Consider the following 12516-nt stretch of genomic DNA (forward strand, 5'->3'; position numbering starts at 1 on the left):
CTTCGAGGACTCTATATGGATATTGATTGGGATTGCCTTTAACAACCGAAAACGGGAACATTTTCGTTAAAGACATCAATTCTTGTGAGGCTCGAGTAGCGCGGGTGCCTAGTATAAAACCTATCGTTTGTGCGTAATCTTTGATCGTTGTGAAAGCAGTGTCATTGGCACTTTCTTCGACAATCACACCAAAATCTTTCCAGTTAACAAACGTCAGATCTTCAATTCTCTCAAACATTTATTAGTTTCCTCTATAGACCGTCATTTATAATCACATAAGCTATTAGGCTAAATGTCTCCATATGGATACACTGTCCCATGAGTTTTTAACCGAATCAATAATCATGAATTCTTTATCTTTAACAAAATTACAGGCAGATTTGCTAGCAAGTAGATTGGAAAAATCCGGGTACATTTCATCGGAAAGGAAAATGTACGTCCGTTATTCTACATCCATTCGAGGAGACTCGGTATTCATACATCACAGTCTAGATGTCATTCGTTGCCGAATTAACACTGCTGCGAGTGGAGTGCTAGAGTCAACGTTTGGAAAACCCAATGGTAAAACCCCAGAGAGTCAGGATGACGGTAGGATGTTGAGCTGGTTTTTTAATGGGTATACGGGAAAGTCGACGACAACTCTTTAGTACTTATAGGGTGAGGTTATTTGTATCGCCCCACAGTCTAGACTTATGCCACTGTTTGGGACAGAAGCGAGATGTCCATAGCTAACAGCTTTCCTGCTTCAAATGTGGAAGGTCACTTACAAAACGTGGGCACAGATTTAGAACTTCACTTTTACTGTTTCACATCTGCCTTCAGTATTTACACCACCCTTATCGTCAAAAATTACAATATTACCGCTCGTACGTTCGATCACCATTTGTCTGATAGCTTTAGTAAAGTAGTTTCCCGTGTACTCGTAACCGTATTCACTATACAGGACAATACGGTCTGGCTTCATTTCGTACCTCCATGGAAGAGTAACCGTCGACGTCAATCCCATGTGCTCATTTTCTAGCCTTTTACCATCTATGGCTACAGTATGAACCCATGCATGCTGGAGTTTAGCTAACCACTAAGTTTGCAGCATAACGGTTGGTTCATCATTACCGTGCTTAACTCTGAATACTAATGGCGGGACTTCAATAACTTTATCATCATGCGTCATGTAAGTTGACTTTTCTATTCCGCACTCTAGGTAAGGGATTTTCTCTGTTTGAGATGAGGCTGAGAATAAGGTTAGTGCACTGATTAAAAAGAGTTTTTTAACAATAATGTACTTCTGGCAATGATTCTTCTAAGAGGCTTAGTTGAAAGCCTAACATAATAAGATTTGTTTGAGTTAAGCCTGAAATATCTTGTAGTAATTTGTTATTGCAATACTACTGACCTGTTGGGAAATAAGAGCATAAGCAAATCTAAATGGAACAAGAGCGCCTTAGTGCGACTACTCTAAAACGCTTCTGCCCCAAACTTTGTTAGCCCTAATAAACTTACCGTCTGGCGAGCATTGCAGTAGACCTAATTAATCTAATCCGTACTTTGGGCGCTAATGCGGAAACTTTCCGTAGTTCTATCCCGAAACCCTCTTTCGATTCACATAACAGTTTGATGCTAATTGAGTTTAATAATGTATGCCAGCATCATAAATGGAATGTAAACACGGAAAAATTCAGTCTAATAAGCGTTACGCAACTGGAGTAAATTATGAAAAATGGCTTAGTAAATACGCTGAATCGGCAGGATGCTTCAGATGCGCTTGTAGATCTAGGAGAAACACTTCTAGATTCTCAATTCGATGATGGGCTACTAAAGGATATTCCCATTTTAGGAACTTTGATTAAGCTGAAAGATTTTGGACTAAGTATTAGTGACTACATGTTGGTTAAAAAACTGCAAAAGTTTGTATTCGCTTTGAATCAAGTTCCTGAAGATGAAAGAGACATGTTTTTCATTAAATTAGAAAGTGACTATACGTACAAATCTAAAGTAAATGACAATTTGGTTCTGCTTATCAATGCTTCTGATGATATTGATAAACCAGAAATGTTAGGGAAGGTTTTTTCTAAATATGTCATCGGATGTTTGGACTATGAGCAGTTTATGCAATTTTCGACCTCAATAAATGGCTTAAATGCAAATCAGTTTAAGTTACTTAAACAGCAAGAAAATGCTCTTACATCCAAAGAAGTTGGTCATATACTAGCTTCATATGGTTTCGTTAATATTGTCATACCAACAGCCTATGGTTCTTCTGTGCCTGATTATTATTTGAATGAAGATGGAGTTGAATTCCTAAAAGTACTGTTTGGTAAAGAGATCGCGGTGGAATAGTTGCATAACAAGGTGTTATAACTAAAAGAGGCTTTATGGCACAAAAAATATATTTTGATGAGTCTGGATTTACAGGCAATAACTTGTTGTCTGCTCGTCAGGAAGTCTTCTCGTATGGCTCTGTAGCATCGAGTGATGAAGAAGCAAAAGAAGTAGTTGAGTACATAATTAAAAAGTACAAAATTCAAAATGGTGAACTGAAAGGCGGGACGCTACTGGGAAATAACCGTGGTAAGAAAGCAATATCTGAATTGCTTGAAATCTACGATGGTAGGATGAAATCAGTTGTTCAGAATAAAAAGTTGGCATTAGCAGGAAAGTTTTTTGAGTATATTTTTGAGCCTGCTTTAGCTCAAAAAAATGGGCTGTTCTATAACCTTAATTTCCATAAGTTTGTAGCTAATTACTTGTATATAGAGTTTATTGTAAAAGAAAAAGTCGCAGAAGAGTTGTTTCTGGATTTTGAAAACTTCATGCGCAACAAGACCACTTCGGATGACTTTTTTACAATAAGTACTCCGCAAGAAGCAACCATGCCCTTTCAAAGTATCCTTGCTTTTACGCAAGCTAACCGACAGTCAGTCGCTGATGAACTTGACGCATTAGAAGGTACAGGACTCGACAAATGGATACTTGACCTTACTGATACATCACTTTTCAATTTGCTCGCATATTGGGGACAGAATCATCAACAATTAACAGCAGTTTGTGATGACGCAAAACCGTTGAAAGAAGATATGTCTGTTTTCGACGCAATGATCAATAGAACTGACAAACATTTTCAATCAATTGGTGGTAAAACAGTACCAATTACATTCAATTTGAGTGAACCGGTAAATCTTGTTGATTCAAAGGTTTATCATGGAGTTCAGGTCGCCGATGTCGTTTCGGCAGTATCTGTATATGTTGCTAACGAAAAGAAGAATGATCCATTTTATGATAAATGGGTTGGTACGTTTTTCGATCAAGTTATTTATGGCTATGCTAGCGTCGTTCCCGAAATTGAATATGTCGATCTGGAGCGAGATTCTGTAAAACTCAATGCGTTGCTCCTTGAAGAGCTAGCTAGTAGAAGTCGCGATAAACTTCCATTAATGGAAGGCATTGAAGAATATGTTCAAATGGTAAATTACGCACTGAAATTTGCACCCAAATTTTAGGTATAACAATCTGTTTAGAGTGATTCTCAACGCGTGGCGTTTTTACTATGCCTTGCGTTTGGTGGTTGCGGTGGCATCGGTATTGCTTTGCTCACACCTTAACAGTGGAATTGACTAATATTCCTCTGTAGACAGCGGTATACAACAATGAATGGTAATGCCATATATAACAATAATTTAGATTAATTATGTTTGTTCATACTCGTTCGCTTTAGTCTATCGATATACAATTATTCTGCTACATATCCGCTACACAAAGGAAGAGTGTTATGGCGATTAAGCAGAAAATCACAGCTAATTCAATTAAGAACCTCAAGGTTGAACAGAAGCGATTGAATGATACTGAAATCAGTGGCTTTCATGCTCGGATCTCTCCTTTAGGTACGATTAAGTATTATCTGTACTTCCGTCTCAACGGGAAGCAGCGAAATTATCTCCTTGGTTCTGCTAATGCTTTAACTCCTGCGCAAGCAAGAGACTTAGCTAAAGAGAAAGCGGGTTTAGTTGCAAGTGGTGAAGATGTGCAAGAGGCCCGATATGAAGCTAAAAGGCAAGAGCAAAGAAGTAGCCTAACACTAAAAAAATTTCTCGATGAACATTATGAGTCCTACCTAATAGCTATGAACCCTAAGACGGCTAAGCAGTCGTTCATGTGTATAACAAACAATTTTAAACATCTGGCGAATAAACCCTTAGCAGAGATCACTGCATGGGATATTCAACAATGGGTTACTGAACGCAGGAACTTAGGTCGTGCTCCAGCAACGGTTTCGTATGCCTATAATCGCCTGAGAGCGGTTTTCAACCGTGCAGTTGAATGGAATTTTATTGATTCACATAATCTGAATAATGTAAAAATTACTAGGGAAGATAATAAGAGAGTTCGTTACCTTTCCTATCAAGAAGAAAAGTCACTATTGGACACTCTACATCATCGTAGTGAGCGTCTGAAAAATGATATCAAAAAGCGCTTCGGAGAAAGGGCGTCGACACAGTTTTCTGTACGTTATATCGATTACCTAGAGCCACTGGTTTTAATGGCGATGAATACTGGTATGAGGAAAGGTGAATTACTTTCTTTATGTTGGGAGCACGTCAATATGGAGGATCGTTATCTAACGGTACGTTCTGAAAATGCGAAGTCCAAAAACAAACGAACGATCCCTCTGAATAATACAGTTTTTGACATGCTCAACGTTTGGCGAGAGCAGAATCCAACTACGGAATTTGTTTTTGTTGTCAATAATAGGCCTTTGGAAACCTATCAATATCAGTGGGAGCAATTATTAAAAGAAGCAGGTATACAACATTTTCGCTTTCATGATTTGCGCCACCATTTTGCCAGTAAACTTGTTATGGCGGCAGTGGATTTAAACATCGTTCGTGAGCTACTTGGCCATGCTGATTTAAAGATGACCCTTAGGTATGCGCATTTAGCTCCTGAGCACCAAGCCAATGCGGTCAATTTGATTGGCTAACAGCCGTATATTCGTCTTGTTTCTATCTGGATATTTTCACATGTTGTTATTTTCGGTTAGGTAACCGAATGAAACCAATAAACACGGGGCTTTGACGGTTTTTGTACCGCGTTATTTGGTAACGGTTACTTTCGGTTAAGATTGTATTAACCCATTGATTTTATTTATATCGTACTTAACCGAGAAATTACTCCCCTTGAGAGGGCGTTTTTTCATCGTTTAACCTAATAGGTATAACTCTAAACCTAATAGGTACAACCCTCTAACACTGCGAATTTATTTCTGCTTAGATGAACTCGAATCGACTAAGAGGAATAAAGAGATGAATTCAGAATTAACCCAAAAACGTGCCTACACCGAACAAGAGACTGCGACTTACATTGGTATGAGTCGTTCGTTTTTACGCCAATCAAGAATGGAAGGACATCGAAAGAATCGAACAGACGCCCCACCTTTTATTAAAATAGGGCGAGCGATACGCTATCTAAAAGAAGATTTAGACCAGTGGCTAGAGAGCCACAGTAAATGCGAACAACTCTCTCACAGAGGGGGCTATCATGATTAATTTGAGTAAAGAACAATTGACCCTTTTGGCTTGGATGAAAAGAGGGCATACGTTTGAAGTGTGCTCAGACTATTGCCCGAGGAATGGAGAGGTGCTCCCAAAAGAGCGACTACCTATTCGCCTCTTTAAAGAGACTATAGATAAGCTTTTTCAAGCCGGTTTAATAACGTATGTGAGTAACAAATCTTACGGCCTTCGTTGGGATGTTTTCTCCTTGACTCAGACAGGGAGTGAACGAGTATGAATGTGTTAGATTTATCGAGTGTTGACCCTGATGACAGAGGTTTTGTGACCAAGAGGTTAGCTTTGTTTTCATTTGAAATTCAGCGGATCTTACTTAATGAGTATTGTCGTCAGCCAACCAAGTTTGAACGAAATACTTATTTGCGAGTAACGTCGGACACACTCTCGAATCATTTATCTGTCCCGTTGGATAAAGTGGGACTCAACCTTACTGAAGAGGACTTAAGGGACAAAGCGAAACGCTTAGCGGCTTCGACGCTTGCATTACGACGCCAACATTTGAGTGAATCCGTTTCCCTTGTTTATATTCGTCAGCTAGTCAAACAACAAGGACTTCCTGCTAACGCAGGTTTGTACTCATATTCCGGTGAGCTAGCCCGTTATAGTGACCCTAAATGGTGGCTTAGAAAGCTCAGAAAGGCGTTAAGACGTAATATAGAAATTGTTCTGCACCATCTTAACCAAATCAATAAGAAAACAAGCCTGTATTGCTCCTATCCGACATTAATCGCTAGAAGGAACCAAAGAGCCTATCAGAACGCTTATTTAGAAAATACCTTTGCTGTTAATGAGCTAGGGCAACGCTTTTCATTGCTTGAATTAGCACAAAAGGGTGTCTCTGATCCGAAGATACGCAAAGCTGAATTAATGGTTAGAGCAAGGGGATTTGAAGACCTTGCTCAAGAACTTAACCATGTAGCAACTTTTCTCACTCTTACTTGTCCTTCGAAGTATCACAGAAGCTACTCAGCTTCGGGTCATGCCAATCCAAAATGGGGAGGCTTTACCCCGCTAGACGGTCACTCTTACTTAAATAAGGTCTGGCAATTAATACGTTCAAAACTGAATCGTTTAGGGGTCCGTTTTTACGGTTTCCGTGTAGCAGAGCCACAACATGACGGCACACCACATTGGCATTTATTGTTGTTTGTGGAGCCGGAATCTTATCGTCAAATGATAGAGGTTATACAGGACTATGCGTTACGAGAAGATAGTAAAGAAAAAGGCGCGACTGAGCACCGATTTACTGAAATCAAGATAGATCCATCAAAGGGCTCTGCTACGGGTTATATCGCTAAGTACATTTCAAAGAACATTGATGGAACTGATCTTGATAAAGGTGTTTACGAAGAAGACCCTCAAGATGCGGCTGCCAGAGTTGATGCGTGGGCGGCCTGTTGGGGCATACGTCAATTTCAACAACTGGGAGGCTGTTCTGTGACAGTGTGGCGTGAGTTGAGACGCCTAAAAGAAAGACAAGGTTTACCGTTACTTGCTCAAGGGATTTTAAAAGCCGCGGACAAAGGTGATTGGAAACGGTTTACTGAGATGATGGGTGGTGTGTTCAGTCTACGCAAGGAGCAGGTCTGTAAGCCTTACTACGCTCTTTCTTTTGATTTAACTACTGGAGTTATCAAAAGTAGTTTATATGACGAAAATGAAATGGTGAGAGTGTTGAAAGGAGTCATGATTGCGGGGCGTGAAATCATCACGCGAACATTTCAGTGGCGATTGGAATCAACTCCCCGTTATGCTTTTTAACTTGGAGTTCTGTGAATAAGTGTACGTTATGAAACCAAAGTTAAAATACCAAGGGTAGCGAGTAAACAAGAGACTATCTTCCTTATAAGGTTCGTGTGCTTTTTTAAAAAGTAACCAAAAATAATATCGAGGATGAAGGCACCTTGGAATAAAGCCATGACTAAATTGTTAGTTTTTCTGATGGGTAGTGAAGCGACAAGTATGAGCATAACGCTCATTATTTGTAGGGAAGTAAGTTTCTCACTTAAAAAACTTCGGAAAGAGAACTCCCCATATTTTACTCAGGGAAACTAGTTGGTAAGGACAGGGTATATCGATAGCGTAACATTTCAACGTGAGCTTATATTTATAGCTTATATGTTCTATAAATTACAAATAATTAATTTTGGTTTTACAGTGAGATGCATCAAGGTTGGTTGGGTGCGATCGTGAGTCATTTAGGCATTCATTACGCACTAGTTAACGACAACTTACCAAGGAGCTAACTTATGGAAGATAAGAACAAGTTACATCAGGATATTGAACAAAATAACGATGAATTCTCAAAAGAATTTGAGGTTGAGGCTAGTGAAAGCATTTGCTGCGATAATGATAGTCCACGTCAAGATGTTGGGCACTAGTTTATAAGACGTTATGGAGAAGCCCTCTAGAATGAGGGCTTTTTAAATACAAATGATATCTATTTCAGTAATAAATAGCTCTCTTAATAGTGCTTTTAACTCAACAATGATTGAACCTACTTACAGGGTTTTTAAAGGACAAAACTTAGATTATAGAGCATGTGCTTCAATACCAAAATTATGGGGTAATTGTGCTCAACCTCCTCACGAACATTTAAGAGGAATTGTCGGCGAGGGCTACTGCTTGGCAATCAATGAGCTTTCTAAATGGAGCTTATTGCTGACTAGAGAAATTAATGCACTACTATTGGAAAGTAAAATATTAGCGAGATACAAAAATCCAGACTTAAAAGACGTGTATGTTTTTATATCTACTTCAGAAAATTGGACGCCGTTTGGAGTTCATCGAGATTTCGAAGATTCGATCATTTTAGATATTGATGGTTTAGGACGGTGTATTTATGAATGGCCTAATGAAAATGATGTAGAGTTCGACTTTCCTATAATAGACGCAAGAAGCTTCATGGGTATTACTTTTGATTATGTAGATAAATTGCCTTTCGCTCAATGTGTTCGTCTAAAAAATGGAGAGTATCATAACGTTAAGTCTAAAGTTTTACACATTTTCAAAAGTAATGGCCCAGGTCTGTTTATAGGATTGAGTTGTGTGGAGTCGCGCGACGGCAATGTGTTTATTCCTCCGATTTACGATCCTAACCTTAAAGCTAATATCAAAATTCTATGTCGCGCGAAAGTAGCGCTTAGTAGTTTTAAGCTTGAAGGTGATTACATCGAGACTCGATATGGGAGAATAAAATTAACAGATGAAGAAAAAAAAAGATTATTGAGTAAGAAATTCAAATTCTCCAAACCTGAAGTCTTAAGAGAACTAATTTCGTCAAAAATCGATTCCAATTTAGTCGAGAAAATGATCAAGATAGGCGCTGTGTATGTGTTTTAAATTTTATCAAGAAATATTTAACTCTATAGATGAGTTAAATATAGGAATTAAACCTTCAGATTCATTTTCGACATCGCATGTAACACCTGAAAAATTTAGGAGTTTGGCTGCTTCAATATATGACTCAATACTAAATGTTGGAAGTTCTAGGTTCAACTTGAGATTGATATTGGAAGGGAAGGATCTCCACCCAGCTATGTTCATTGAGTCGAGAATAGGTGATGGTCTTATCGAACATTCAGTAGTTGATGGCGATAATGTGGTGCAATTTTTGAAAAAAGGAGGGACGTTTGTCTTCGATCATATGAATGACTATATACCCCAAGCAAGGTTAGTACAGGAGTATATTGAATCAAAGTATGGTGTTAAGTGCTGGGTACAGTGTTATGTAACATGCTCAAAAGGAACAGCGTTTTTTATGCATGCTGATGACCACCCTTTTATTATTTTCCAAATTATGGGAAAGAAACAATGGAATCACGATAACAATACGCCAAATATCACTTATAGCGTAGGCGATATGGCGTTTTACCCTAGAGGTAAGAAACATAATGTTCACGGTTTAGGTGAACTCACAATGCATCTAACAGTGGCATTTGAGGGGTATAATGATACGACATATGATCAGTTGAACTTGGAAGAGAAGTTGAAGGTTTTGAAACCTAGAGTAGGTAGTAGTTTGCCGTATTCTATTGCACCTGAATTATTGAAAAAAACAACCAATCTAAGGGCTTATTATAATCACTTTCCTCCGTTAAAATCGATGGGCTCTTATGATGTGTTAATTACACCGAAAAAGCGAATAAAATTGAAGCCTATTTATTCTTCGATACTTAAATTAATTCAAACTGAGTTTTTCCTTAACGCAAGGGATATATCTAATGAATTAGGGCTTCCTGAGAGTCAAGTTATGGACTTCCTATTATTCGGGTTGAAAGAAGGCTTAATAATCAAAGGATGTAGAGATGAAAGCTATTAGATTAAAACTATTGGGCAATATTAGTAGAAACTTTTTCCTTTTTTGTATCGCCTCGTTTGTTTCTTCTATAGGAAATTCTATAATACCAATCGCCTTTGCCATCGAATCTGTAAAGATCTCTCCGTCAGGCGTAGGTCTTAGCATAGTTCTTATATCCTTATGGTTAGGGAGATACTTAGGGACTTTACAATATCGAAGAACAAGTTTTGTTAACCTTAAGAGAGTAATCCTTGTCTCGGATTTTTTTAAGCTATCGACGCAGCTTGGCTTACTTCTTTATATCTACGTTTATAGTAATGATATTGTAGCAATGGCAGCATCTTCCTTTATATACGGTATAGCTTCATCTTTTTTCGCCCCTTCCTCATACAGGTTGATACCAGTAATTACTTTAGAAAAGGAAAGGGAGAGATGTAACTCAATTCTATCTGCTATGGGTGATGTTTTTGGGATCCTTGGGCCATTGGTTGGCGCTACGATAGTTATATTTCTTGGCTTCGAACTAGTTCTATTGGTTGATGTTATTACTTTTGGCTTCGCCTTACTTATGTTTTCCTTAATGGATCTTGAAAAGCAAGTCAATTCAGTTGGCGAATCAGAAACACCCAAACCTGATACAAACTCAAATAAGATGTCTATAATTCCAGTTTGGTCTGAGAATGGTATAAGAAGTTGGTTCTTTGCCTCAGTTTGTATTGGGTTTATGGGTAGTGCGGGGCCATTCTTAATTATACAAAATCATTCAGAATATTCATGGGCACTTGTTGCGACTATAGTTTCAGTGGGTTCTCTGTTAGGGTCGGCCTCCGTTATGACAGGAAAGCTTACCAACGTAAAATGGAAAGGTGTCCACTTCCTATGTTTATTGTTCCTTACTATTCAATTGTTGGCTTTCAATAGCCAAATGAACATTTACATAATCGCGATGTTTGGCCTTACTGGAGCTCTATTTACAACTATGAGTGGTGTGAAATGGGATACTAAAGTTCAAAATGAGCTATCCCCTAATCAACTATCGATTTTTGCTGCTAAGGAACAACTTTGGATGAATACAGCAATCCCTATGGGAATGTTGCTGTTTGCTTTTGCATCACTAGTTGAGTTAATTGATCTTACCTTAATTGTCATTTCAGTTACTACATTCTTAAGTACGATCTTTTTGATACGTAAAGAATAATTATAGAACGTCAACCGTAAGCCTTACTTGTGAGGTAAGGCTTATACAATGTTATTTGTCTGAGTACTTCGTTGCGTTACCATAAGATGACGAGATAGGATACTTTTGAGCATTTTTTTGGATTTTTATATGAGCTGCCTGTATCAAATCAATGTTTGTTGCATCGGCTAACTGTAAGAGATATAAAAATACGTCTGCTAACTCTTCTTGAACTTTTGTTGTTTGTTCATCGGTTAATTTGTTGCTTTGCTCTTCTGTTAACCACTGAAATATTTCCATTAGTTCACTCACCTCAACAGATAACGCCATGGTTAAGTTTTTTGGACTATGGAACTTACTCCAGTCTCTTTCCGATGCAAAAGAACGTAGCTTGGTATACAGTTCATTGTGTTCCACACAACTGTTACTTTTTGACATAATAATCCATAAGTTTTCGAAGGGTAATTTTGACACCTCTCTCCTTAAGAGACTTCTTTCTACGATTTAAGAATGTTTCCACTAGAGGTGAGGTAATATCTATATCAGAATGATGGAACATGCTGTGGCAATTAGGGCAGAGCGAAAGAATGTTTTCTGGAACATCTAGACTAACGTTAAACTCGCCTTGTTTTTCCATTGGTATTAAATGATGTGCTTCGACGAAGTTTTTCTTAGTTACACGAGACCTAAATGTAATGTGTTGAGGGTTGTTTTCACACTGAAAATTAGCATTTTCTAACGCGCTTTTAGCAATACGGAAGCTTCTTGGCCATTTACCTTTGGCATTACCATTGTCACCACGTTTTTGGGGCGGCTTTATTGGCCCTGCCTCTAAAATTATTGACTGTGCAGTTTCTACGGTGTTTTGGTAAGTTTCTTCATCTGTTGAAGGAAGTTCACTTACTGTTAATTTAGATTCTATGTTTTCCATATCATGCAACAAAAGAACACTCGGGAACGGAGCGCGCTTTTTACCTGCCGCTATTATACTTAAGTGAAAGTTATAATTGCTGTCGTTTATAGACCAGTTCATCTTGCCAGCTTCATGAGTTTGAACCCACTTAAATCTATGTTTGAAGCTAACAGATTGTTTAGTTGGGTCGTCTTCATTTGGTGATGGCCATAATTTATAATCATCTATATAGAAATCACTAGTGATTTTACCAAGAATTACTCGGTCTATTTCGAATACAAAATCACTGACAAAATCTTCAGTTAACGTTTCATCTGGATACATCGGGTACCTATGTTCGATAAAAGGTAGATGCTTTTTCATGTATTGTTTGTTTTGGGTCCTAACCCCCACTAAAAACATTACATTATCTCCAGCTTTTATTTCTGAATGTAAACCACTAGTCCTTGTTCCCCAAGTGAAGTTCTCAAGGGCGATTTTAAGGTTCCTTTCAGTTATATCATCGTTTTTTAGTATAATTGTCCAAGTTTTTGGCATTGTCGAAAGCCCAGTTAAGTAGTTC

The 12516-nt window shown here is 38.2% G+C and carries 13 protein-coding genes; 9 read left to right on the top strand and 4 right to left on the bottom strand.

Translation table 11 applies throughout. The annotated features are described in order from the left end of the window. Both AB4496_RS05025 and AB4496_RS05030 read right to left on the bottom strand, forming a co-directional pair. On the bottom strand, nt 1–238 hold a 238-nt coding region (locus tag AB4496_RS05025; protein WP_372130653.1), incomplete at its 3' end, for a hypothetical protein. 546 nt (nt 239–784) lie between these two features. Then, entirely contained in the window at nt 785–964 is a 180-nt protein-coding gene (locus AB4496_RS05030) for a hypothetical protein (protein ID WP_102257651.1), read from the bottom strand. A gap of 746 nt (nt 965–1710) precedes the next feature. Between AB4496_RS05030 and AB4496_RS05035 the strand changes: the two genes are divergently transcribed. The 9 genes from AB4496_RS05035 (at nt 1711) to AB4496_RS05075 (ending at nt 11062) form a co-directional block, all read left to right on the top strand. After that, entirely contained in the window at nt 1711–2337 is a 627-nt protein-coding gene (locus tag AB4496_RS05035) for a hypothetical protein (protein WP_017084738.1), read from the top strand. A gap of 35 nt (nt 2338–2372) precedes the next feature. After that, nucleotides 2373–3497: a DUF3800 domain-containing protein gene (locus AB4496_RS05040; protein WP_017084737.1), complete on the top strand. Its 1125-nt coding sequence runs from the start codon at nt 2373–2375 to the stop codon at nt 3495–3497. A 269-nt stretch (nt 3498–3766) separates the two neighbouring features. Beyond that, nucleotides 3767–4975 carry a site-specific integrase gene (locus AB4496_RS05045; RefSeq protein WP_102257650.1) on the top strand — a complete coding sequence of 403 codons (1209 nt, stop codon included), beginning with the start codon at nt 3767–3769 and terminating at the stop codon, nt 4973–4975. A gap of 322 nt (nt 4976–5297) precedes the next feature. Beyond that, nucleotides 5298–5540 (top strand): helix-turn-helix domain-containing protein, encoded by a 243-nt coding sequence (locus AB4496_RS05050; protein ID WP_102257649.1) that lies wholly within the window; start codon nt 5298–5300, stop codon nt 5538–5540. Between the two features lie 240 nt (nt 5541–5780). Then, entirely contained in the window at nt 5781–7325 is a 1545-nt protein-coding gene (locus AB4496_RS05055) for a replication endonuclease (protein WP_102257647.1), read from the top strand. A 488-nt stretch (nt 7326–7813) separates the two neighbouring features. Beyond that, nucleotides 7814–7945, top strand: coding sequence for a hypothetical protein (locus AB4496_RS05060; protein WP_276605431.1), 132 nt, complete (start codon nt 7814–7816; stop codon nt 7943–7945). A gap of 52 nt (nt 7946–7997) precedes the next feature. Beyond that, nucleotides 7998–8906 (top strand): hypothetical protein, encoded by a 909-nt coding sequence (locus tag AB4496_RS05065; protein WP_102257645.1) that lies wholly within the window; start codon nt 7998–8000, stop codon nt 8904–8906. Beyond that, a complete protein-coding gene (locus tag AB4496_RS05070) occupies nt 8896–9885 on the top strand; it encodes a hypothetical protein (protein ID WP_102257644.1) in 990 nt (329 codons plus the stop codon). The genes AB4496_RS05065 and AB4496_RS05070 overlap by 11 nt, the downstream gene beginning before the upstream one ends. Then, a complete protein-coding gene (locus tag AB4496_RS05075) occupies nt 9872–11062 on the top strand; it encodes an MFS transporter (RefSeq protein ID WP_102257643.1) in 1191 nt (396 codons plus the stop codon). Before AB4496_RS05070 ends, AB4496_RS05075 begins: the two co-directional genes overlap by 14 nt. Before the next feature lie 51 nt (nt 11063–11113). Here the strand turns inward: AB4496_RS05075 and AB4496_RS05080 are convergent, their stop codons facing one another. Then, nucleotides 11114–11479, bottom strand: coding sequence for a nucleotide pyrophosphohydrolase (locus AB4496_RS05080; RefSeq protein ID WP_102257642.1), 366 nt, complete (start codon nt 11477–11479; stop codon nt 11114–11116). Next, on the bottom strand, nt 11466–12516 hold a 1051-nt coding region (locus tag AB4496_RS05085; RefSeq protein WP_372130654.1), incomplete at its 5' end, for an HNH endonuclease. The genes AB4496_RS05085 and AB4496_RS05080, both read right to left, overlap by 14 nt.

Source organism: Vibrio sp. 10N.222.46.A1 (assembly GCF_041473595.1).
GTDB classification, from domain to species: domain Bacteria; phylum Pseudomonadota; class Gammaproteobacteria; order Enterobacterales; family Vibrionaceae; genus Vibrio; species Vibrio tasmaniensis_A.